Origin of the sequence: Marivirga tractuosa DSM 4126, assembly GCF_000183425.1 — a bacterium.
Classification (GTDB): Bacteria; Bacteroidota; Bacteroidia; order Cytophagales; family Cyclobacteriaceae; genus Marivirga; species Marivirga tractuosa.
In genome coordinates this window covers 3,740,645-3,765,091 of sequence record NC_014759.1, presented here as the reverse complement: position 1 = coordinate 3,765,091, position 24,447 = coordinate 3,740,645, and the positions used below count along the sequence as shown (strand labels likewise).

Genomic DNA, 24,447 nt, shown 5'->3' with positions numbered 1-24,447 from the left:
ACTAAAAACTGAAATTATAAGTAACAGAAGGAAATGGTATTCCTAAGATGGACAAGCGATAAGCTTGTGGTGGAGCTCCATTCTGATCTCTGAAAAAAACTGAAAAAGGATTTTTCCTGCCATAAACATTATAAAGACCAAAAGTCCAACTACTTCTTAATTGCTTATTAGTGCTTTGTGGATCATAAGTCAATGCTAAATCCAGCCTATGATAATCAGGTATTCTATATTGATTTCTTTCAGAAAATTCCGCCACTGCTATGGCTCCTACCTCATATTTACTGATAGGAATACTTACAGGTCGTCCAGTGCTATATGTGAAATTACCGCTTAAAGTCCAATCATCGGATAATTGATAGGATAATATAGAAGTTAAATCGTGTGGTTTATCAAAATAAGCCGGGTACGGATTTCCGTTGTTGATATTTTCCTCTTCAAATCTACCGTCAGGTTGAAAAAGAGAACGAGAATAAGTATAACTCAATCTTCCTGTTAAATCTCCTTTAGTTTTATTAATCGACAGTTCAGCGCCATACGAATATCCCCTACCGTTTACTATTTCCGATTCTAAAAATTCATTCAAAAGCAAATTAGCTCCTTCTTTATAGTCAATTGAATTTTCTATGTTTTTATAATAAACCTCCATAGATGTTTCAAACCCGCCATTTTTAAAATTTTGGAAGAAGCCCAAAGAAATCTGATCACCAATCTGTGGTTGAATATGTCGATTACTTAATTTATATATATCTGTTGGGACCACAGCTGCATTATTAGCTATCAGATGCATGTATTGCCTAGTTCTTTGGTAGCCAATTTTGATGGATTGAACTTCACTTATTTCATAATTCAATGAGAATCTAGGCTCAAAACCACCATAAGTAACAATTTTTTCGTTTTTACTATATATTTTGGTATCGGTGATACTCTGAGGAGATTTGGTTCTACCCTCTTGATAAGTATGAGTTGTAAAAGGTCCTAATTTATGAAATAGACTGTATCTCATTCCAATGATAAATTTAAATTTAACAATATCGATATCATCCTCTACAAAAAAGCCCCATTCTCTTCCGTAATCCAATTCAAGCTCTTTTTTATTAATTATTGATTCAGCATTAGTTGGTTTCAATTGACCAGGGTTTAATTCATATTGGTTCAATTCCGCTCCCCATTCAAAATAATGTCTTGCTAAATCAGCTCCCATATAAACTTTTGCAGCTTTGCTTTCACTTCCGATTTCTAATAAAAAATCTTGATTACTAAAGCTACCGATCACATTGGAGAAATTATTAGCATAGGAAATCAAACTTGTAACATTAAAAATCTCGTTTACTTCATATTGATGCATAAGTGTTGATGAACTATTACCGTATCTATAAGTTGTGTCCGGGGAAAAAGCAAATTTATCAGCACCGTGGTAGGCAGAAAAACTAAACCTGCTCCTATTTCCCGATCTCCAGCTAATTTTAGAGTTTAGATCATAAAAGGATGCACTGCTATTTTCAATCTGTGGGTTATTAGTCGATTTTAATAACCAATCTGAATAGGTGCTGCGACCAGAAACCATGACTCCCAATTTATCCTTAATAATTGGAGTTTGTAAAGTAAGCCTGCTAGAAATCAATCCAACTCCACCACTAACTATCAAAGAATCTTTAATAGGATCTTGCGTTTCAACAGCAAGTACTGACGAAATTCTACCACCATATCGGGCAGGAATACTTCCTTTGTAGAGCGTTACACCCTCAACTACATCTTGATTAAAAACTGAAAAGAAACCAAATAAATGTGAAGTAAAATATATAGGTGCTCCATCCAACAACACTAAATTTTGCCCAACAGAACCTCCTCTAACATTTATGCCTCCAGCGCCTTCTCCAACGGAGCTTATGCCTGGTAATGTAATGATGCTTTTAATTACATCAACTTCTCCCATCATGGGAGGAATTTTTTTGATAGATTTAATGGATAATCGCTCAATCCCCATTGATGCCGATTTCAAATTTGAAACCTCACCTTTGGCCCTGACCGTAATCTCAGACAATTGCTTAACATCCTCTTCCATCTGAATTTTCAACTCAACATTCCGAGTAACTTCAACCCTTTTTTCAATAGTTTTTTTACCAACAGCAGAAAACTTAATAGTATATGTTCCTTTTTCTAAAAGGAAAGAAAACCTTCCGTTTACGTCAGCAATTACTCCTTCCGTTCCATCATCCCAAGAAATGGAAGCTCCAACTACTGATTCCTTCGTATTAGCATCAATAATTACACCCGAAACTGTGTAAGTACTTTGTTGAAAGGAAAAACCAGCATTTTGAAAAAAAAACAGAATAAAAATAAAAATTACTGATCGCATATTAATGTTTGTTGCAAAAGAAAGAACTGAACTCTATTTATACTAATAGTCCAATAAATTTATGATAGTCGGTATTAATTCTTGACAAGTAGTGTTGGAGATAATCAACCAATTTCTAACTGCTTTAATAATACTTGTTATAAATAAATTACAAAAAAAATAAAATGCAGGATTGTAAATTCTCATGGAAAAACCACTTTCAAACCCGTATTTCAAGGTATAGGTAACATATAGCATTATACCCTACTTACAATTAAACAATCCTTTTTTCTAACTAAAAATTGAACTACCTTTGTATATATAATACTTGACAATTAGCACATTACCAATTATCAAAATCTCTACCTCATATTATCCTTTAAAATATAATTGCATTGAAAAAATTAATAACATTTTTAGTCCTTTCGTTCATATCCTATAATTTTAGCAACGCTCAAGAAATTTGCGATGATGGCATTGACAATGATGGCGATGGCTTCATCGACTGTTTTGATGGAGATTGTGTGTCAGATGCAGCTTGTGATGGCTTTTACATGGGTAATGATGCCTCATGCCAAGCAGAACCATCAGAATTTCCAGTTTTTGAGCTAGCATTAGGAACAAAATCTCGTAACGATGTAACAACTTCATTGAGTAGTATGGCCTTAGGGGATTTAGATAGAGATGGAATTCCTGAAATTTTGACAACCAATCAATATGATGACAAAATTTTTCTTTTAAATGGTGATGATGCTACTGTTAAATATGAAAGAACAACAAATAACCCCTCTTTTACTAATGCCGCAATGGTCAATCTTCAAGATGATAATTGCGGAGAAGTATTTATAGTAAATGTCAACAGTGTTGATAATTACAATATCAGCTCTTTTGATTGTGAACTAAATCCTATTTGGACTTCAGAGCGTCTAAATCAGGATCCTAATTTTCTAAGCTTTGCAGATTTCGACCGTGATGGTCAAGCAGAAATGTATTATAAAGATGTAATTAGAGATCCAAGTACAGGGACAATTATTGTAGAAACCTCCGGTACTAACTGGAATGAAATCCCAGGTGGGCCTGTTGCAGTGGATATACTAGGTGATGAGGACTTAGAATTGATTATTGGGAATAATATTTATAGTGTGAATTTAGGAGATAGAACAGAAGGTGCTGGTACATTAACTTTACTTGCTACAATGCCTGCCCCTTACCAAACTAAATCAGGTGGACAGCAACCCCAGAACTCTACAACCTCTATCGCAGACTATAATTTGGATGGTAATTTAGACGTAATTGTAACGGGTGCAAATTCTTCCAATGTGACAACCGTATTCTTTTGGGATGTATTCAACAATACTGTAAAAACTTTCAGTGACCCTTTTGCTGAAGCTGGTTATGAATTTGGTTGGAGACAAGGTACAGGAAGAGTAAATATTGCCGATTTAGATGGGGATGGTCAATTAAATGCTGCATTTGTCTCGGGAAAATATCTTTATGCATTAGATGAAAATTGGCAATTGTTTTGGAGAACAGAAGTAAATGAAGAAACTTCAGGAATCACAGGAGCAACCTTATTTGATTTTAATGGTGATGGTCAATCAGAAGTAGTTTACAGAGATGAAGATTATTTATATATTCTCAATGGGAAAGATGGTACCATAAACCCTCTCAAACATTGCCGTTCAAGAACAATGACGGAGTATCCTATAGTAGCCGATGTGGATGCGGATGGCTCCACGGAAATTTGTGTGGTATGCGTTACTGAAGACCATCAAGTAAGTACGCCAGGCAGAAATCTTAGCCTAGATGCTCCGGCAGAAGTACGAATTTATAAATCCGGTGCTGCACCTTGGGTACCTGCAAGAAGGGTATGGAATCAGCATGCTTATTTCAATGTTAATATCAATGATGATTTGACCGTTCCAAGAAATCAGCAAAAACATCAGACCGTATTTTCTACTGGTGTTTGTACACCTGGCCCCAACCGCCCATTAAATAACTTTCTAAATCAAGCACCCTTTCTTACTTCTGATGGTTGTTATGCTTATGCAGCGCCAGAATTAAATCTTATCGAATCGTCTTTTTCCGTAACAGCACCAGTTTGTCCCGATAACAATTTTACTGTAAGTTTCGATTTCGAAAACATTGGGGATGTTCCATTATCAGGTAGTATACCAGTCACTTTTTATGATGGCGACCCTTTAGTTGCTGGAACCAATAAGTTGAATACAGAAAATATTTCCGTTAGTAATTTTGCGGTAGGGAATGTTGAATCAGCCGATAACCTATTGGTGAATGGTACGGGTGCCCAATTTACCCTTTATGTAGTATTGAACGACAATGGTTCTACTACACCAACACCTATAAGTTTTCCTAATTCAAATTTCCTGGAATGTGATTATAGTAACAACATGGTTTCTGCTGAAGTGAAGCCTATTCCTTTTGCTCTTTCAACAGAAATTAACAAGAATATAACTTGCTCGGCAGGAAGTGTTCCTCCAAATGGTGACGCTAGAGTATTTAGATTAGTCGGTGGAACAGAGGTGACTGCTGATTATGATTTCTTTTGGTTTAACGGAACAACCGTTGATGACACACCGGATTATACGGGTTCCGTCTATTCAGGATTAAGTGCAGGAACTTATACTGTTTTTGCAGCTGATAAATTGGCTGGTTGTTCCTCGGATACAGTCCAAGTAGTGATTTCTGATAGTGTCAGAACAATTACTGCTGACATAACTGTTGATAGAGGAAATGATGACTGTGACAACCCGAATGGTAAATTAACTGTAGCCGTGAATGGAGGTGAACCCGTTGGGAATTTCACTTATGAATGGTATGTTGGGAATACTGTGGGTAGTGGTTTGAAAATAAGTGATAGCCACGAAGCCGATAACTTAGAATCGGGTGTTCACACTGTACTAATTACAGAGAAAGCAACAGGTTGTCAAACAATACAAAGTATTGAAGTACCTGATGATAAAATAATCCCTACAGCCTCTGCAAGTGCAACAGATGTAATATGCTCAGATGAAAATTCAGGAAGTGTAATGGTGAATGTAGGTGATTCAACTTCTGGTTATACTTTTAAATGGTTTTTGGGTAGTAGTGAAAAAGCAGAAGTAGATTTTACAGGTGATACTATCAATAACCTGCCCCAAGGAGTTTATTCAGTTATTGCTATTAATTCAAGTACTCTATGTGAATCTGCATTAGCGACTGTTGAAATTAACCAAACTGCTAGTCCCACTATAACACAGCTATTTAGTACTGATAATAGTTCGTGTGATGTGCTTTCACCCACTGGGAGTGTTTCGGTTGCTATTCAAGGTGATTCTTCTGATTATTTAATTGAATGGTATTCAGATACAAACACTACAAATACCTCCATAGGAAATGGATATTTGCTTGATAGTTTAGCGGCAGGTGATTACACTGTTAAAGTAACCGATGTTAGAACAGCTTGCTTCATAACAGATGTTGTCACGATAAATAATAATACGATTACTCCTTCTATTGTACTAACAGCGGATCCAGTTACCACTTGTTCTCCTGATAATGGAAGAATTGAAGTAGATGTTGATATCGATACTAAAAACGATTATACTTTTTATTGGTATCAAGGTTCAGAAGTAAAGAATCAAACAGATTTTTCTGAAAAGGGGCCAATACTTGACAGCCTAACTGCTGGTAATTATACAGTACAGGCTTTGAATTTAAATACAAATTGTTTGTCCAAGGCAGAAACCATAACAGTGGTTGATTCAGCTTCTTTTACTGCAAATATATTGAAGACTGAGGATAAAGATTTTGGCACTATAGCCAATGGCTTAATATCAATTAAAGTGAGCAAACCAAATCGTGTTTATGAAATCCTTGTAAATGATACTTTCAATAGATTTGTAAATGCAGGTTCAGAAGAAATAATAATAGATAGCTTAAGTGAAGGATTTTATGCTATACAGCTCACAGATACAATTTCAGACTGTAGTGTAAATCTTACCTCTGAAATTTTCTCCAAACTAAATACAGCAACCGATATCGTTAGTTTTAATTTAGCCACATCGACATCAGCTGCAATTATTGATACTTCAAATCATAAAATAGAAGTTGAGGTAGAGGGCTTATCGGATGTTACCAGTTTAACTCCGGAAATAGAAATTTCAGAAGGTGCTTCTATATCTCCAGATACAAATGTAAGTAGAGATTTCACAGAAGCAGTTCAATATACTGTTACCGCTCAAGATGGTAGTACCACTCAGGAATGGGAAGTAGCTGTGACTAAAGCACGGATAATTAAGGAAGACCAAACCATTACCTTCAATCTACCTGACACATTATCTCTGGACCAATCACCCTTCCCATTAGTAGCCTCATCTTCGAGTGGGTTAGCTGTTCAATTTACAGTAGAAAGTGGTTCAGCTAGTATCCTAGATAATGAATTAGTATTCACTAATGGATCGGTAGTTGATGTAAAAGCTTATCAAACAGGGAATGATACCATAAATAGCACAGAAGTTGTAAAGACAGTGACAGTGCTAGGTACATATGATCTTTCAATTAATGTTTTAAGGTCTGATGATAGTCCACTTGATGATGGGCTAGCAAAACTGTTTGATATAAATGGAGGACTTTATGAAAGAAAGCCATTCACAGACGGAGATTTGAAATTCAGCAATGTCGCTCCTGGTAATTATATCTTACAAGTGATACCAAGAGGTAATACTACATCGGACATCTCACCTACTTATTATGCTAGCACCCGTTTTAACAAAGATGCATCAATACTTAGCATCAATAGTAATTTGGACTTAAGTATGAAGATGAAAACCAAAAAGGGAGAATCAAATGGAAATGGTCAAATTAACGGACAAGTAATAAAGTCAGAAGAGCAGATGAATGCTAGACTTTCAATAGGTGAGTTGGAAAGTGGGGAAGGGATTAGTGAATTAATAATTTACCTTTTAGATGAAGCCTCTAAAGAAATAGTGAGTGACGCGGTTACTGAGGAATCGGGTGCTTTTAGCATGGAAGAAATACCTCGAGGTAATTACGAGTTTTATATTGATATCCCTGGACTTGAACAAGGGGCTACTTCTTTCAAATTACCATTCGATGAGCAAATAATTGAATTGAGTATTAATGTATACCTAAATGAAGGAGGGATAGTAGATTTTGAGATTATTACTGTTTTAGCAAATGATAATGCTGTTTTTGATCTTAATCTATATCCAAACCCTACGACTGGAATATTGTATTTGAGAGGTTATACAGGGCCAGAGCAGAAAGCTGCAATTGTTTCTTCTAACGGGGCAACTGTAAAAACTTTTATGATTAAAGCTCAAGACAGTCAGGAAGTAGATTTGACTAATTTAGAAGAAGGGGTTTACTACATCACCGTAGGAGATGAACTAGGAAGGATAATGAAGATTATTAAAAAATAAAGCATTGTTTTTCATGAATTAAACAGATCAAAAATTTACAATGCTTTTTCACCTAAAACCTCCTCTAGTTTTAGATTGTAATCATACTGCAAGTCTTCCTCCATTTTGGCTATAGTTTTGCGGATTGATATGACCAATCTATTATACAAATTGATTAAAACGGTGTTTTCTTTAATTGAAGGCCTTAATAAAAGCATTTTGTGACAAAAGTAAATCAGTAATTCTAGTTCAGTTGTTTTCTTTTTTGAATACCGGATATATTTTCTGGTATGTCTCAACACCTTTCGGATGGTCTTTTTCATCCAATAGTAATTTTGATTGTTGATTTCAGAGAATTGTAAATCTATTTCATTTTTCACTGATTGGATATACCCTTCCTCATCTGAAGCTTCAAACAGTAAATAGGTCAAAAGCTCTTTGTTTTCTTTCTTAAATCGGGATAAACTCAAACAATAGGATAAGAGCTCTTCTTCAGATTTATGCTGTAATTCTTTTTTGATTTCTGCTAGTGTAGCCGCCTTCATAAAATTTGAGATTTCATAAAGCAACAAAATCAATCCTCAATTAAAATACTATTATTATAAAGGATATTTTTCAATAAAGCTATGTCTAATGGCTTTTCCCAATATGCTAAAGCACCATTTTGCAGAGCAAAATTTTTATCTGCGGTTAAAACCGATGTAGTTAAAATGATGATGGGAATATGCTTTTTACCTTGTGTATTTTTCACCACTTGCAAAACCTCTAAACCATCAATTTTTGGTAAATTTAAATCTAAGAGCACTATATCAGGTTCCTCACAATGAGAGAACTCTTGTTGCTGTAGTAAGAAATCAATAGCATCAGCTCCATTATTTACAACATCTAGCTGTAAATCAGCATAAACATCATCCAAATAAGATTTAGTAAGTACAACATCTATCTCATTATCTTCAACCAATAAAATCTTCATAACTTATCATTTTAACAGTATAAATTAAAATGATGGATGATAAGGAAGTGTACATAATTTTAGGTTGATGAGCCCAGTACACATTTATTTTCTACCCAATATTAGGACTCATGGTTTTCATAATTAAATCATATTCGATTAACGCGAGTTTATTAAAGACTAAAACAGATTTTTTATCGAGATTCTAGCTCAAAACTATGCAACACTTAAAAAGTAATTGGAAATGACTGGAGTTAATACATGCCTATAAGTGCATCTCTAAATTCATTCACTTATACTTATTCATTAATCCGAAATCGAAGGGAGTCCACAAACATGATTTCATCCCACTACTTTTAAACCCTGTATTTACCCAAGAGTTGCAGGTTTTGTAAAAAGAAAAACTGCCTTTTGCTTTATAAAAATCGTCTCTTGTGGTATATCCTTGGCGCTTAAGTAGAATTTTCTCTTCATTATTATTTAATTCGAAGGTTTCATACAAATAGTTATTCAATTTCCTTAGTTCAGATTCTGTTATTTCAATTTTAATCCAGTGGCTTTGTTTATTCTGATAACGAGTGACGTGGATTAAGGCAGAACCTTTAAAGAAAACCGCCTTAAATGCGGTGTTTAAGGTTAAATCGTTCCAAGTTGGGGTATTCAAGTAGAATTCTTTATCTCCCCATCCAAAAGCCAAATAATTCTCATTTGGTTTGTGTCTTAAATGAGATAGTAATTTTGATTCTATACCCTCCTTAGGAAGGACAATATCTAAATGAACACCATTTGAAGCTAAATAAATGGTTTTATCAGGGACTTCATCACTTTTATTTCTTTCAATTGTGATAGCACTTAACGTCAAAGAAACTACTATGTAAGAAGCAGGAACCAGCAAAAAATATAGTGTGCACTTAAATATTTTTCTGAGAGTTTTCATTTGGATTGGATTATAAGATTACTTGAAAGACTAAGAAATATCAAACATTGCTGAAAAAATTTCCCTATTCCTGCTGTTAGTTTTTTGAAAGCGTCATTACACCTTTCTCTTCTTTCTCGGTGAAAATTAAGTTTCCATTATTGTAGTATTTCGTTACTGTATATTGACCAGATACCCACTGAGCATCAGGTACATTATCTGAATTGTTATAGTAATTTTTATGGGAGTATTTCCGGATTAATTCACCGTTAAAATAGAACTTTTCTTCCTTCGCACTACCACCCTCATCAGAACCTGCATCAAGCTTGTACTGCCCACTTGAGTGCTTGTACTTAAGAGAGATTGCTTCCGAATCTGGTATTCACTTTCTGTTTAAAATCTATTCCTGTATCAACGATTGTGAATTCAATCTTGTTTTTATTTGGAAAGAATTGGTCACAGGTATAGATGAATTTTGATTTGAATGCCAAAAGCAGGTTTTGAATAGGCTGTAATTAGGGTTGTAAATCTTTTTTGTGCTATGGAGAGTTTCGGATATGGTGGCATCCCACTGCCAAAGGCTGGCAAGCTATCCTTAGTCCTACCCCGAAAGGGAAGGAAATTAGGCCTTATCCTTAGTCCCTCTCCCAAGGAGAAGGAGATTGAGATGCTGAGGAGGTAGGATTTGAATTTGCACCAAATTGCACGGATGAAAATCGTCAAACGCATTTTATCCAGGTGTAGCTGAAGGAAGGGTTAGGCGTTTATGATTGGTTAAGTTAGTGGCTTTAGTTAGGCTTGAATCTGCTAGCTTCTGGTCGAGGTTGTAGGAGCTTCTTCAATTTAAAATTCTTCCTTCGCTGCCTTTCTAGTTTTTTCTATTATATCCTCGCCTAATTCTTTTTCGATTAGTGAGTTCATTGCTGACTGGTAACATTCTCTAGGGAAGTCAATTACACAACTTGCTTTTATGGTTACGTCATGATGCTCTTTCATGTATTCAAAATAGAACATCTCAAATTCGGTGGCGTAGACTGTTCCCATTATTGTATAATCCCTTATCCCGTTTTCAAAATCCAAGCTTGCCTTTTCAATTAAGGAATCACATTCTCGAAAGATTGGATCGTTAAGCTCAGTTGTTTTTTCGGCTGAAGTGGTGCATGCAGCAAGAAAAGAAAGTATTATAAAGATGTATTGTGTTTGAAGTTTCATTTAAATTAACTGGTAATCCTGCCAGTCATCTACCAATTTTACTTAATGATAATTTTGTTTGCTATTTAAATTACATTAATTCTTGGAGTTTTACCTATAGTTTAGGATCCTTATTGGCTTTATTACTCATTATACTTCTTAGAAATTATAGATAACGAGTTTGATAAGCCTTCATAGCCTATAAGCCAAGGTTCTAAGTCATATTTCTTCCCATTTATCCAATAACAAGGAGTAGTCTTATTTTTGGTTCTCGTAAATCCTCCAATTACAACTCTCCCATTTTTTACCATTATTGATTTTGCAATTGAATTTTCTGACTCTAAGGTGTGAAGTTCACCATTTTTCCAGTAACATGCCTGTCTTACTTTTTTATAAGTTGAAGAATTAGGGTCTATTTTGCCAAAATACCCTGCAACATATATATCATTATTATCTTTATAAATTGAATTTGCGTATGAATAAAGGTTTAAGTTTTTTGCTAAATCGATTCTTTTACCGTTTTTCCAAAAGCAAGCTTTGTCAAGTAATTCTCCTTTAATAAAACTACCTGCTATCAAAGTATCATACTCGTCTACAAAAATATTATTTGCTGTTTCATATGTCTTTCTACCGTCATTAAGGTCGACTCTAACACCATTTACCCAAAAACATACAGATTTTTCTATACGGTTATATCCAGAAATAAAGACGTTTTTGTTGAAAGTGTACATTGATTCAACTGAGTAATCGTCAGAATTCTCAAGGAGGATCCTATTTCCATTTTTCCAAAAAGCAGGTTTACTGTTAAAAAAACCAACTAAAAGAACTGTATCATCAACAACCTTTATAGAATGAATTTCGCTTTTAACCTTTCCATCCAGATAAATTATACTATCGTTAATAGCAAAAAAACCATTTAATCGCTCGCCATTAGAATAAGTGCCACATGAATAAAAAACGGAATCTTTAAATTGTAAATCAGTTAAGTAAGCTGCTCCTTCTGAACTATTAACCAAATCTACCCTTTCGTTTCCGATCCAATAACAGGCTGTTCTACCGTTTTCATTGACCCATCCTACATTAATGATATCATTATTCAAATTTGATTTACATGCAAAGAGCAGTAATAATGGAAGAGTTGCTAGTTTAAATATTTCTTTTCGTACATAATTCTGCATATGGTTATCTTAAATAGTAAACATTATTACTTTAGTTAGCAATAAAAGTACATTTCTTTACTTTATTGGCAATACAAGATGAAAGCAAAGTGTTAATTATTGCATTAAATTCTTTTATCTGTAAAATAAAATGCAATCAAATTAAACATTTATGCGTGTTTTTTATTTGTTATTGCACTTATGAATGTTTAATCTCATCAGAACATTTTGTCTTTTGAATTAAATGGTATCAGATTAAACATTTCTATCATCCGAGACCTCACTCTGTTTCAGTAAAGGTTTTCAAGTTCATCAGGATTAAGGTTTGTGGCGGCAGGGGTAATCATTCCACTGGTTGTGAAATGGCTGTAGCGGTTGAGGAGGATTTCGGCTAATGACACAAAAAAGCCCTAAATCATAAGATTTAAGGCTTTTTGTGTTCAGATAAATTCTGAAAGTGGGCCCACCTGGACCACACTAAAACCTTATTTAAAACTGATATTCAGTTACTTATGATTTGTATGGTTTAAAAGGGCACGAATAGGGCACTAAAAATTTAATCGTTTTTGTCACCAAATATCGGCTCTTTTTGAAGCTAAAACTGCCAAAGAACGTTTCTTTGTTATACTAAATATACGCAAAAAAGGGCAAATTTTATGAATAAAAGGCGGGAAAATTTCTGGATTAGAACCTAAAAATTTGGCTTAATCGGTGAGGTATTCTTGGACTGTTTCAGCATCTATTCCGGTGTAATCTGCGAACTCGGAAACGGTGATCAGCTGATGCTTCTCTTTTCCTTTTTGTTCTCTTATACGTTCTAATATTCGTCTTCCAGTGCGTTCGCTCTTACCCGTGATGCGCTGTATGTCCTTTGGATATATGACGGTTCTTTTCAATATCATGACTTCATACTTTATCTATACTTTATCCATAAGGATGCTATACACTAATATAGCCAATTTCTTGAAAGCTTTAGCGACAATAATTGCCAATTAAGACAACACAACCTTTATCGGAAGTCAGTTTTTGACAAACGCTCATTTGAGAAATACTTTGGTGACTCATCAAATATATTTATCAATTATGGCAAGACAAAAAGGTATAATCAAACTGAAAGGCAAGATCGGGGATCTGTCTTTCTACAAAACGAAAGATGGCTACTTGGCCAGGGAAAAAGGCGGAATTGACAAAGAGCGTATGAAGAATGACCCTGCTTTCCAGAGGACTCGGGAAAATGGCGCTGAATTCGGGAGGGCTGGAAAAGCTGGAAGGCTTTTGAGAACTTCTGTTCGACCTCTACTCTTGAAGGCGGCTGATGGTAGAGTGGCCAGCCGAATGACCAGAGAAATGGTCAAGGTCGTGAAAAGCGATACATCCAACGATAGAGGACAAAGAACGGCTAGTGAAGGTGATGTTGAGCTGCTGAAGGGTTTTGAGTTTAATCAAAACGGAAAGCTTAATGCAACCATGTATGCGCCTTTTTCGGCTGCCATTGATCGTGCAAGTGGTGAGGCAACGGTAAACATTCCGGGGTTTATTCCTCAGAATACTTTTGCTGCTCCTGGAGGGGCTACCCATATGCGCTTGATTGTAGCTGCAAGTAAAGTGGACTTTGAAGGTGAATCGTTCGACTTGGACACTGATGAAAGCAGTGATATTGCTATTGGTCCTCAATCGGAATCAGCTATCAACTTGACCGCTACGGTTCCTACAACAGGAGATTTTCCAATCTTTTTACTTTTTGGGGTGGAATTCCTGCAGGAAGTAAACGGGACAATGTACCCGCTTAAAAACGGTGCGTACAATGCTCTTGCCTTGGTAGAGATTGACAATACTATTCCCGGACCTTTATAGAATTTGGAAATGAGTTTTGAACTTATTCGAAATTATAGGTCCAGCGGAACCAATGGGAGCTTGAGGTATGGCAGTGAAAAAATCTGCCATACTATTGAACTTCCGTGGAAGGAGAATCAGCCTTTTATTAGTTGTATCCCAGAAGGTAAATACCTACTTGAAAAAAGGATTACCCATGAGAGGGGATTTCATCTGATATTGAAAAGTGTTCCTGGAAGAAGTTGGATTTTAATCCATCCTGCGAATGATGCTAGGACAGAATTGGAAGGCTGTATTGCACCAGTCTCGGAGCTAACAGGAATAGGAAAAGGAATCCGATCGAGTGAAGCCATGGACAGGCTTTTGGAAGTCTTTGAAGAGGCTCAAGAGAAGCAAAATCATATTTACATCACTATTAAAGAGAAATCAGCTATGAATATTTTAGAACGAGTTAAAAAGCCCACTCCAAAGTTGTTTAGAAAATTGCGGACAGTCGGTCTGATATTGGCTGCTGCTGGAGGCGCTCTTTTAGGAGCGCCCATCACATTGCCAGCTGGCTTGATCACCGTTGCAGGATATTTGACCGTTGGTGCCAGTGTCCTGACTGCAGTAAGTCAGGTGACAGTGGATAATGAGGTCAAAATTCCTCCACTGCCTGAGGTCAAAAACAAGGGAGATGCAAGTCCACGGTAAGGCAGGCACAGCTGGGGGAACAATCCTTACGGTGCTGGTCAATTTGCAAAGTGCTGATATCATCAAAACTTGTATTCTGGCAGCTGTAGGAGCATTAGTTAGTTTTTGTATGTCCTTGGCCATGAAATGGGTGGTCAAGAAAATCAAGAAGAAAGGCCGTAGTTCATAGCTACGGTTTTTTGTTTTTAATCGAATTAGGGTTAATTCAAATTCCGATATTCTTTTGGAGATACGCCTACATGCTGTTTAAAAACGCGAGTAAAATGTTGTGGGTATTTAAAGCCCAGGTCGAAAGCAATTTGGCTAAGGGATTTATTAGGATCAAATATTCTTTCCTTTGCTACTGTAATTAATTTTAGTTGAATAAACTCATGAGCAGATTTACCAGTTTCCCTTTTAATCAAATCACCAAAATAGTTTGATGATAGGTTGAGTTCATCAGCACAATAAGCTACAGAAGGCAAGCCAATAGTTTCGGGTTTGTCAGAAGAAAAGTAAGCATTCAGTAAAGTTTCAAACCTTTCCAAAATTCCTTTATGCACATTGTCACGGGTAATGAACTGGCGGTCATAAAACCTATCGCAATAATTTAAGAGCAATTCAATATTAGAGGTAATTAATTTCTTGCTGTGATTGTCAACATTCATCTCTAGTTCATAGCTGATTTTGGAAAAACAATCCATGACCATTTTTCGCTCGCGTTCAGAAACATGCAGGGCTTCATTTACATTATAGCTAAAAAATGAATAGAGATCAATGTGTTTGCCCAGTGAAGTGCCCTTGATAAGATCTGGATGGAAGGCAATTCCATGTCCTTTGGGATGATAGAGTTGGTTGTTATTATCAATTGAAATGACCTGCCCCGGTGCAACGAATATCAAAGTGCCTTCCTGATAATCGTAAGTTTGTTTTCCATATCTTAGATCTCCACAATTTACCTCTTTCAAGAGTACAAGATACAGGCCGAAATATGTTTTTTTAAGATACCTTGGATCAGCCTTTGAAAAATCCACTACTGTAACCAGAGGGTGTAGTGTTTCATGATTGTTGTATGCATTGTATTGGCTAACAGTTTCAAATTTTTGTATCTCGTCCATAACAACTACTTTTTATCAAAACTAATACAATACTTTTTTAATTCCTGCGCCTCAATTGCTGAATCCGTAAAATTGGTAAGAATAGCAGTAGATTGTATAAGTAATCTCATTAAGAAGAGGTTCAAATTTGTAGTAGCTGTCATTGATAATTGAAGTTAAGGACTTGGCTAATGATTGACGAACAAAATTTTCTTAATTAATTATGTAAATTATGCTTGTTAACCAAAAAGGATACTATGCACTATCAAAATAACATTTCATTCTTTGCTTTTCTTGCTGTGGTTCTGATGATGATCGTTTTTCCAAGTCATGCACAAAAGCAACCCTTAATTATTGAGGAACAAGGTAGTTTTATGGTCGGTGGTGAAATTGTAAAAGCTTCAGGCACCTTTGACCCAATAAATCATGGTTATTTTAATCCTTCCAATCAAGCTTCAGAAGGACAGACTTTGCATGGTGATCACGCTTATGTATTCTATCAAATCCCACAAGATAAACGTAAGCTGCCACTGATATTTTGGCATGGTTACGGGCAATCAGCTAAAACCTGGGAGACTACCCCAGATGGCAGAGAAGGTTTTCAGAATATTTTTCTAAGAAAGCAGTTTCCTGTTTATTTAATTGATCAACCGAGGAGAGGAAAAGCAGGGAGAAGTACAGAACCCACTACTATTACAGCCAAACCTGATGATCAGCTCTGGTTTGGGATTTTCCGGTTGGGAATTGATAATGAGTTTTTCAAAGGAAGCCAGTTTCCTCAAGATTCACTGGCTTTAAACCATTTTTACAGACAGATTACACCAGATACTGGCCCGCTCGACATAGAAGTTAACATCAATGCAGTAACCGCATTATTTGATAAAATTGGTGCTGGCATATTGGTAACTCATTCGCATAGTGGAGGTCAGGGATGGTTAACCGCACTTCAAAATGATAATATAAAAGGCATTGTCTCCTATGAGCCGGGCAGTAATTTTGTTTTTCCTGAAAATGAAATACCAGACCCCATTTCATATGTTGGTGGAAAGTTAAGTGCCAGAGGGGTTCCCATGTCGGATTTCAAGAAATTAACACAAATCCCGATTATTATTTATTACGGTGATTATATTCCAACTGAGCCTGTGAAATATCCAGGACAAGAGCAATGGAGGGCAGCATTGGCTATGGCTAAGACATGGAGCAATGCAGTCAATAAACATGGCGGTGATGTGACCCTGATATATTTGCCAGATATTGGAATTAAAGGGAATAGCCACTTCCCTATGTCAGATTTAAACAATGAAAAGATTGCCGAACTTATGTTCAATTGGCTACAAGAAAAAGGACTTGATTAAGTATTAATACATTACGAATTGAAATATAAATATTGTTATGATGAAAAAGTATATAAGTTATTCCGCTATTCTATTCAGTTTATTGCTTTGCAGGCAATTGAATGCGCAAGATGATTCAACATTTCCCAAAGGAGAAAAAGCACCTAATGTACACCACACTGGGGATGTTTGGCTCTATCATGTAAGTGATGCTGATAAAACCTTTGATTATAGTATCGTACAAGCTGTATTTGCTAAAGGAGCAAAACTCGATTGGCACAAGCATCCTGCCGGACAGCAATTAATTATCACTGAAGGCATCGGTTTTTATCAGGAAAGAGGAAAGCAAGTGCAAACTGTAAAAAAAGGAGATGTAGTGCACTGCGCAGCTGGAGTAGCGCATTGGCATGCGGCCACCCCTAACACAGGTGTTACTTACCTTGCCATTACAGGTAATGAACCTACAGAATGGCTTGAACCGGTAAAGGAGGAAGAATTTAATAGTATTGAATTGACTATATCCAATACAAAAAATGTAGAAAAGGAAATCATGGATTTATCCAAAAAGAAATGGGATTGGATGGCGGATAAAAATGTAGGTCAACTGGATGATTTATTTCATGAGCAATCAGTCTTCGTCCACATGGGAGGAAGCTGGGGCAAGGAGAAGGAACTTAGTGTGATTGAAAGTGGGGGTATTTGGTATAAGAAAGCAGATGTCAAAGAAGTATCGGTTAATGTAATGGGCAACACCGCCATTCTATTGAATAACATCACACTTTTAGCTGTAGTCGGTGGAAATGAAGTCACCAACCCTTTCGAAGTGACTGAGGTATATGTGAAAGAAGATGGAAATTGGAAGCTGAGCGCACTCTCCTTTACAAAACTCTTGGGTGGCGATAGTGGTAAATAATTGAAGTGACTAGGATCAATAACTATAGTGTAATGCAATTTCTTAATTATTTCTTGGTCGGTATTTTATTCATTATACCTATTAGTGCTTGCAGCCAGGCTAAAGATAATAAGAGCGTGAATGAAGCAAATAAGTCTGATGATGTGCTAATAGTGTACCTAAGCAGAACGAATAATACTCAGGCTGTTGCCAAGATGATTTATGAGGAAGTAGGTGGGGAAATTGTTGAATTGGAGTTGAAAACCCCTTATCCGGAAGATTATGATGAAATAGTAGCGCAAGTAGACCAAGAAAATGAAACAGGATACTTACCGCCTCTTAAAACGGAAATCGAAAATATTCAACGGTATGATATTATTTTCATTGGCTTTCCTACTTGGGATATGCAATTACCTCCACCAATGAAAAGCTTTTTGACCAAATATGATCTTAGTGGTAAAACAGTCATCCCATTTAATACCAATGCTGGGTATGGAGTTGGAAGTAGTTTTAATACCGTAAAGGAGCTTTGTCCTGAGAGTACTATTCTGGAAGGCTATTCGACCAAAGGTGGAGTAGAAAGAGACGGAATCTATTTTGTGATGGAGGGTGAAAAACGCAAGGAAGTAAAAGGTGAAGTGAAGGATTGGCTAGAAAGCCTTCAGATCATGAAGTAGTATAACAGTAAAATTGGTAGGTTAAGCTGTAGTCTGTATAAGTAAGAGATGAATTGAGGACACTACATTTGTTATATAAAAATAGTGTATCAAAATGAAAAATGTAAGTCAACCCACCACATTAACCCAACCTTTAAAACGAATTACAGTCCTAGATGCATTAAGGGGTTTTGCCCTTCTGGGTGTTATTCTGATGCATATGTTGCAAAATTTCGGAATATTTGAAGTTTCAGTTGATCAAGCTCAATCTCGCTTTCCGGAAATGGATAAAGTGATTCAATGGATTGGCAGCAACCTGATTATGGGCAGGTTTATCAATATTTTTGCTTTTCTTTTCGGACTCAGTTTTTTTATTCAGATGGACAGGGCAGCCAAGAAAGGGGTAGATTTTAGAAAGCGATTTATATGGAGGATGTTCATTTTGTTACTGATTGGAGTAGTTGGCCATTCATTTTACAGTATTGAAATCATTTCCATATATGCCGTTTTTGGACTGTTATTGATCCCTCTTTATTCTCTGAGAAACTGGAGTTTACTACTGGTGGCTGCTCTTCTGCTAATTGGAACGCCTCGAGCTATCCAGTCTAGCATTCATAATAGTAATCTGAAAGAGCAAACTGCAGAAAACCCAACTGAAAGCGGTTCTCCTGAAGCAAGGGAAATTCCACCGCATATCCAAAACCCCTCTTTTATTAATTCTGTAAAGCACAATTATGCTGAAAGATTTGAAGGGAAGCTGAATTATCAATTTGGTATGTATGGGCGAGGCTATGTTACTTTTGCCTTGTTTATATTAGGATTGGTTGTGGGTAGAATCCGCTTTTTTGAGACTGTGGGGGAAAGAAAAAGACGGAACCTATTCATGTTTGTCAGTTTTGCAGTTGCTTCCTTTTTCGTGAATTGGATTGAAAGCCTCTTGCCTGCTGTAGAAGTGCGGTCATTAATGAGACCGGGTGATGAATATATACCTGCGATGATGTTGGTGGTTAAAACTTTGGGAGATCTCAATTTAGTATTTTTCTCAGCTGCTTTGGGGATGGGATTTATTATTCTGTATAATACCAGCAGTTTTAGCAAATATCTTGACGTATTATCTCCTTATGGTCGAATGGCACTGACTAATTATGAAATGCAAGGGGTTATTGGAGCCATTTTGTTTTCTGCTTGGGCTTTTGGGTGTGTATTCAGTAGTTGGGGTGCCACAGAATTATTTGTACTCGGCATCATCATTTTTGTTCTCCAAATTCTATTAAGCAGAATATGGTTGAAGTATTTTTTATACGGTCCACTAGAGTGGTTGTGGCGTTCGGGAACGTACTTAAAATGGCAACCCCTAAAAAGGAAAGCTTGATACCGTTGAACAACTTTTAAAGTTTATTGTGATTTGTATTTCATCTTTCAAATTGAGTGCTAAATCAGTAAGTAAACTGTATAGAGTGTAGTTATTTAATATCTGGGATAAATATCAAATGTCTCGGAAAAAGTAAAATAGACATATAAAATTTAAAGTCATGGAAAATAATAAAAATAGAGAAAACGATTCCGAAGTAAAAAACAAAGACTTCAATAGACGAAATTTTTTAACTACTTCTATTTTGGCTGGTGCAGGACTGGCACTTTCACCTTTTTCAGGGGAAACTGCCAATAAGCCACGTATTCTTAATGAAAAAAAGCATCATCCACTCAAAAAGGGTAAAAGAAAGCTAGGGTCTCTGGAAGTGTCAGCTCAAGGCTTGGGCGGACTTTCTGTTGTTGGCTTTTATACTGGAGGACCACGTGAACAGGCTAATGTGAATCGAATTTACCGAGAAGCCTATGAAATGGGAATTACATTATTTGATACAGCAGAAGTATATGGGCCTTTTATTAATGAAAAACAAGTTGGAGAAGCAGTGGCGCCATTTAGAAAGGACGTGGTGTTAGCGACTAAATTTGGATTTGATGTAGATCCCGATACCGGTCAAAGAAGAGGGATAGACAGCCGGCCTAAAACCATTCGCAAGTCAGTGGAAGGCTCACTCAAAAGATTAAGGACAGATTATATCGACTTGTCCTATCAACATCGGGTTGATCCAAATGTGCCTATCGAAGATGTAGCAGGTACCATCCAGGATTTAATGAGAGAAGGAAAAATCAGGCATTGGGGGCTTTCTGAACCAGGTTTGAAGACTGTTCGCAGGGCGCATGCTGTTCAACCATTAACTGCTATTCAGAATGAATACTCTCCATGGACGCGGAATCCAGAAGCCGAAGTGTTGCCGCTGTGCGAAGAGCTAGGTATTGGTTTTGTCCCTTGGTGTCCATTAGGTTATGGCTTTTTTGCAGATGCTATCAATGAAAACTCGAGATTTTCAGAAGGTGATTTCCGCGCTATTTTACCAAGAATAACACCTGAAAATATACCTCAAAATCTTGAAATGTTATATTACATTCAGGAATGGGGTCTAAAGAAAGACGCTACAGCCTCTCAAATAACATTGGCCTGGTTGCAAGCACAAAAGCCTTGGGTAGTTCCAATTCCTGGAACTTCGAATATTATACATTTAAAAGAAAATATCGGAGCGAATGACATTTCATTTACATCCGATGAGCTACAAGAGTTTAATGCAGGATTAGCAAAGATTGAGATTTTAGGTGCACAAAATGCAGAAGGTGTAATGACAGCTATGGGTGTGGAAGCACCGAAAAAATAAGAGTATTGTACCATTAAATAAAACGTCCCTTGTGGCTTTCTATTTTTACACAAGTAACCGTAGTTTTTAGCTACGGTTTTTTTATGTCCAATCTTCAGGGGAATTAACAAAAAAATAAAAACCTGGCAGGCTAAACCCACCAGGCAATAAAACTAAAACGGCAATGGCGATAAATTAATCTCAAACCACAAAAACCGAAGGAAATAATAACCTTCAGACTGAACACGAAACCGCGTTAAACTAAACGCTGGACGAAGACGAATGTACGCCACCAACCACCGGCTGGCGATGCGCACTCTAAAAATTAATTTAAACATAGTGCGCATCCACACAGGACCGGTGAGATAGATGCAAGAGCGGCACATAAAAAATACTTCCGCTAGTAAGCGGAGGAGATTTTTTTTGTAGCCGGCAAAGCGAACTCTTGCATCTTTCTCATCCGCATGCCTGTAAATTTCACTATGTTTGGATTGATTTTTTCACTGTCGAGTCGCAGAAAAGCCGTTAAAGAGCTGTTTTAGAACTTGAGCATTATGGCAGAAACTTAGCTTTGGAAAGCTACCTCCTCTGAATATATTTATCTTTCCATAAATAAATACATACTGACAAAGGCAAAAATAAAAAACAGTATTGAAACTATTATCTGAGCATATTCTAATCTGATTAGAGTTTCAACGTGTTTGTTTTCATAGTTTAAATCGCTTTCTTTAATTAACAAGTTCACTCTTTTTTTTACTGAAAATCCCGATCTTCTTTTTCTCATTAAAGTAGAAAAATTGGAAATAAAATGTCTAAGAACATACTTTATTCTTATGATTGACAGTATATAGATTGATAATAACAGGATGATAGTTATTGATAAAATTAGGTAGCGCATTTTCGAAAAATTGTATTGAAAGATGTTTTATATACTCCTACACTTTCTATTGTTTTAAAAAGGTAATGATAACTCAATTAGAGTGCTATTATAGGAAAAACTATTTATAATTATTGTTAAAAATAAATTACAGATCTGTATCTATAGAAAAATACCTATCGAATAACCTACACACCACAGGGAAATATTTTCAAAAGAGAAAAGAAAAAAAAGAAAAAAAAAGAAAAGAGAAAGCTTTTCTTTTAGGGTGAATCGCTTCGGGGGCAAGTCTTTTTTGGAAAATACTTCCGCTGGTGAGCGGAGGAGATTTTTTAAAAAACCTGAAAGGCTTGGACTTGCGGCCGAAAAGCAATTCAACCCTAACTTGCTTTCCTCTTTTATTTTATTTTTGAAAAGATATTTATCTGAATCAGGAAATTAAGAGCGTCCAAATTCCTGGGGCAAACTCAATGCGGCCTAAAGCCGCACCTTAAACGGGTGGTGGGGAATTTGGGAATGGATGTGGAATGCTGTCCTATCGTATTAGCACAACAGTTTGATCAAGGCACCCATGCGGGCAGATGTGGGAGGGTGAACGCAGGAAGAGCGGTTGCAAATAATGGAGTTTACGGAATGGTTTGCAATCCGCTGTGTGTCGAGCCGTCTGCGAGTGCGACCCCGGGTGGTAGACCGAGAGTGACCGAAGGAAACGGGGGCTAGCTATGAGCGGAGAGTAACGGAGCGAGCAAGGCTTGGCGTGGTTTTTAGTTAAAAAAGCTGTAGCCGTTTAAATATTAAATTCTAACAGCTTTTTTTGAAAAACCATGACAAGCCGAAGCCCGGGGGCGCCCGCAGGCGAGCCTAACACTGGCAACCGGGGGATGTTACTTTTAAATGGAGTTTACGGAATTTTAAAGGAACAGACCAGGTAGGTTGCCGTGATGCACTTGGGCTAAGCTGCAAGGGGCATGACAGCACTTGCCCCGAAGGGGTTGGCTTTTGGCTTTAAAAACCTTATAAATCAACAATTATTTAAAGCCTGAAGCCAATGCTGGCGAGACCCTTTGCCGCAGCCCAAGTGCAGCACACCATAGTGCCTGGCAGTGCGGCTGGTATATCAAACAACAACTTTTTGGCTTGGGAGCCAAAAAGACCGCTTCCTTTTGCTTTTTTACCTCTTTATCTGCTTAACAGAAAAAAAGCAAAAGCTATGAGGGAAGGATTGTGCGGGTAAGTGCGGAAGGTTATCTGAGGGCCTTTGATTTACCCTTTAGGGAAATTAAAGGCTTTCGGCTGTGGGAGCCATGGGCTTTGGCTAATTTTTTGGAGTGAGCACTGGATGTAGGGAAATTAGGCAATGTGCATGGTGGGGGAATGGGCAATCGGAGAATGTATTATAGGATTAAGACGTGAAGCATTTAGTTTGGTACCAGGTTTCGAGGTACTTTCTTTTATAGCCGTATCAAGCTAAATTAAATGAACACAATTTTATTTTAATGCCTTACCCTGTATAAGGTATATTGTGGTGGTGGCGGTAGTTCATTTAACCAATTTATTATAACTGATAGAATCCATAATGTAAGTTATTGAACTTTGCTCATACGATACAGTATCCTTATAAATGACAAGCGAATCGCTTGTATTAGACCTGTAATCCTGAAGGGAATCAATTTCTGAAAAAATCGTAGCAGTAAAGCTGTCACTCTGATACTGTAGCTTTTTCAAATTCTCAGGTTTCAAATATTTAGTAGTTGAATCTATAATAACTCTGTTTGTCCAATCAACATCATATTCATAATTTGTTATAAGTATTGGTTTTCGCTCGTTAAAATAAATTACTTTTTTTTCTAGCATTATTAGGTCACCTAGTTTCGTTTCACTAAAATAGACCAATTCATTTTCTGAATATACTTTGGTAACTAAACTTTCTTCATCTAAACACCCAAAACGAGATATATTTAAGATTATATTTTTCTTTTCAGTAAAATAGATAGAGTCCGTCTTAAAGCATTCAAAATCCTGATGGTCTTTTTCTATTAGATAAAAACTATCCCTTACCTTTAAAAGTGAATCTTGATAACTATTGATTTCATTTATTTTTAAGCTATCAATATTTTTTGGGTGATAGATTTCCAGTTTAGGTTCTTTTTTTACTTCTATACTGGCCTTTTCTTGAACAAGAACTTCTTTTTCAATGTTATTATTGATAACCTCGTGGGCAGCTTTCTCTGGCTTTTTCCCGCAACCTAAGATTGATAACATGACAATTAGAAAAGGTAGAAAAGTTTTCATAACAGTGAATTTTAATTACCACCAACGAAATGCTAAAGCTTCTCAAAGGTGGATTTGACTGGACTGCAGTTTTGTGTTCAAGTGTTCTTTCTAACATAAACTTAGTTAAAAAAGACTTTAATTTAAG

Annotated in this window: 19 protein-coding genes; 11 read left to right on the top strand and 8 right to left on the bottom strand. The window is 36.5% G+C overall.

Annotated elements, in window-relative coordinates:
* Nucleotide 1: 1 nt before the first annotated feature.
* Nucleotides 2-2,356 (bottom strand): TonB-dependent receptor, encoded by a 2,355-nt coding sequence (locus FTRAC_RS15940; protein ID WP_013455304.1) that lies wholly within the window; start codon nucleotides 2,354-2,356, stop codon nucleotides 2-4.
* A gap of 374 nt (nucleotides 2,357-2,730) precedes the next feature.
* Here FTRAC_RS15940 and FTRAC_RS15935 point away from each other — a divergent pair, with 374 nt between their 5' ends.
* Nucleotides 2,731-7,779, top strand: a complete 5,049-nt coding sequence (locus tag FTRAC_RS15935) for a DUF5018 domain-containing protein (RefSeq protein WP_013455302.1) — start codon at nucleotides 2,731-2,733, stop codon at nucleotides 7,777-7,779.
* A 35-nt stretch (nucleotides 7,780-7,814) separates the two neighbouring features.
* Here FTRAC_RS15935 and FTRAC_RS15930 read toward each other — a convergent pair whose 3' ends face one another.
* The 5 genes from FTRAC_RS15930 to FTRAC_RS15910 all read right to left on the bottom strand — a co-directional run bounded on the left by FTRAC_RS15930 (nucleotide 7,815) and on the right by FTRAC_RS15910 (nucleotide 11,995).
* On the bottom strand, nucleotides 7,815-8,303 hold the full coding sequence (locus FTRAC_RS15930; RefSeq protein WP_041650809.1) for a hypothetical protein: 489 nt from the start codon (nucleotides 8,301-8,303) through the stop codon (nucleotides 7,815-7,817).
* 29 nt (nucleotides 8,304-8,332) lie between these two features.
* Nucleotides 8,333-8,731, bottom strand: coding sequence for a response regulator (locus FTRAC_RS15925; RefSeq protein WP_013455300.1), 399 nt, complete (start codon nucleotides 8,729-8,731; stop codon nucleotides 8,333-8,335).
* 268 nt (nucleotides 8,732-8,999) lie between these two features.
* On the bottom strand, nucleotides 9,000-9,647 hold the full coding sequence (locus FTRAC_RS15920) for a DUF2459 domain-containing protein (RefSeq protein WP_013455299.1): 648 nt from the start codon (nucleotides 9,645-9,647) through the stop codon (nucleotides 9,000-9,002).
* A gap of 822 nt (nucleotides 9,648-10,469) precedes the next feature.
* Complete coding sequence (locus FTRAC_RS15915; RefSeq protein WP_013455298.1) at nucleotides 10,470-10,838, bottom strand: hypothetical protein; 369 nt, start codon at nucleotides 10,836-10,838, stop codon at nucleotides 10,470-10,472.
* A 122-nt stretch (nucleotides 10,839-10,960) separates the two neighbouring features.
* Entirely contained in the window at nucleotides 10,961-11,995 is a 1,035-nt protein-coding gene (locus tag FTRAC_RS15910; RefSeq protein ID WP_013455297.1) for a hypothetical protein, read from the bottom strand.
* A 1,062-nt stretch (nucleotides 11,996-13,057) separates the two neighbouring features.
* Here FTRAC_RS15910 and FTRAC_RS15900 point away from each other — a divergent pair.
* From FTRAC_RS15900 to FTRAC_RS15890, 3 genes are read left to right on the top strand one after another with little or no spacing between them, the layout of a single operon-like run.
* Nucleotides 13,058-13,828: a hypothetical protein gene (locus FTRAC_RS15900; RefSeq protein ID WP_013455295.1), complete on the top strand. Its 771-nt coding sequence runs from the start codon at nucleotides 13,058-13,060 to the stop codon at nucleotides 13,826-13,828.
* A 9-nt stretch (nucleotides 13,829-13,837) separates the two neighbouring features.
* Nucleotides 13,838-14,500: a DUF5675 family protein gene (locus tag FTRAC_RS20175; protein WP_013455294.1), complete on the top strand. Its 663-nt coding sequence runs from the start codon at nucleotides 13,838-13,840 to the stop codon at nucleotides 14,498-14,500.
* The gene (locus tag FTRAC_RS15890; RefSeq protein WP_013455293.1) at nucleotides 14,484-14,669 is read left to right on the top strand and encodes a hypothetical protein; all 186 of its coding nucleotides are present in this window, start codon (nucleotides 14,484-14,486) and stop codon (nucleotides 14,667-14,669) included. The genes FTRAC_RS20175 and FTRAC_RS15890 overlap by 17 nt, the downstream gene beginning before the upstream one ends.
* A 31-nt stretch (nucleotides 14,670-14,700) precedes the next feature.
* On the opposite strand, the gene FTRAC_RS15885 is transcribed toward FTRAC_RS15890, so the two are convergent.
* Nucleotides 14,701-15,597: a helix-turn-helix domain-containing protein gene (locus FTRAC_RS15885; RefSeq protein ID WP_013455292.1), complete on the bottom strand. Its 897-nt coding sequence runs from the start codon at nucleotides 15,595-15,597 to the stop codon at nucleotides 14,701-14,703.
* 236 nt (nucleotides 15,598-15,833) lie between these two features.
* Between FTRAC_RS15885 and FTRAC_RS15880 the strand changes: the two genes are divergently transcribed.
* The 7 genes from FTRAC_RS15880 to FTRAC_RS15845 all read left to right on the top strand — a co-directional run bounded on the left by FTRAC_RS15880 (nucleotide 15,834) and on the right by FTRAC_RS15845 (nucleotide 23,262).
* Complete coding sequence (locus tag FTRAC_RS15880; RefSeq protein ID WP_013455290.1) at nucleotides 15,834-16,931, top strand: alpha/beta hydrolase; 1,098 nt, start codon at nucleotides 15,834-15,836, stop codon at nucleotides 16,929-16,931.
* Between the two features lie 37 nt (nucleotides 16,932-16,968).
* Nucleotides 16,969-17,823, top strand: a complete 855-nt coding sequence (locus tag FTRAC_RS19635) for a DUF4440 domain-containing protein (protein ID WP_221405908.1) — start codon at nucleotides 16,969-16,971, stop codon at nucleotides 17,821-17,823.
* A 32-nt stretch (nucleotides 17,824-17,855) separates the two neighbouring features.
* Nucleotides 17,856-18,479, top strand: coding sequence for a flavodoxin family protein (locus FTRAC_RS15870; RefSeq protein WP_013455288.1), 624 nt, complete (start codon nucleotides 17,856-17,858; stop codon nucleotides 18,477-18,479).
* Between the two features lie 94 nt (nucleotides 18,480-18,573).
* Nucleotides 18,574-19,830, top strand: a complete 1,257-nt coding sequence (locus FTRAC_RS15865; RefSeq protein ID WP_013455287.1) for a DUF418 domain-containing protein — start codon at nucleotides 18,574-18,576, stop codon at nucleotides 19,828-19,830.
* Nucleotides 19,831-19,990: 160 nt separating this feature from the next.
* On the top strand, nucleotides 19,991-21,172 hold the full coding sequence (locus FTRAC_RS15860; RefSeq protein ID WP_013455286.1) for an aldo/keto reductase: 1,182 nt from the start codon (nucleotides 19,991-19,993) through the stop codon (nucleotides 21,170-21,172).
* Nucleotides 21,173-22,529: 1,357 nt separating this feature from the next.
* On the top strand, nucleotides 22,530-22,748 hold the full coding sequence (locus FTRAC_RS15850; protein ID WP_185094414.1) for a hypothetical protein: 219 nt from the start codon (nucleotides 22,530-22,532) through the stop codon (nucleotides 22,746-22,748).
* A 328-nt stretch (nucleotides 22,749-23,076) separates the two neighbouring features.
* Entirely contained in the window at nucleotides 23,077-23,262 is a 186-nt protein-coding gene (locus FTRAC_RS15845) for a hypothetical protein (protein WP_013455284.1), read from the top strand.
* A 305-nt stretch (nucleotides 23,263-23,567) separates the two neighbouring features.
* Here FTRAC_RS15845 and FTRAC_RS15840 read toward each other — a convergent pair whose 3' ends face one another.
* Complete coding sequence (locus FTRAC_RS15840) at nucleotides 23,568-24,320, bottom strand: hypothetical protein (protein ID WP_013455283.1); 753 nt, start codon at nucleotides 24,318-24,320, stop codon at nucleotides 23,568-23,570.
* Between the last annotated feature and the right edge of the window lie 127 nt (nucleotides 24,321-24,447).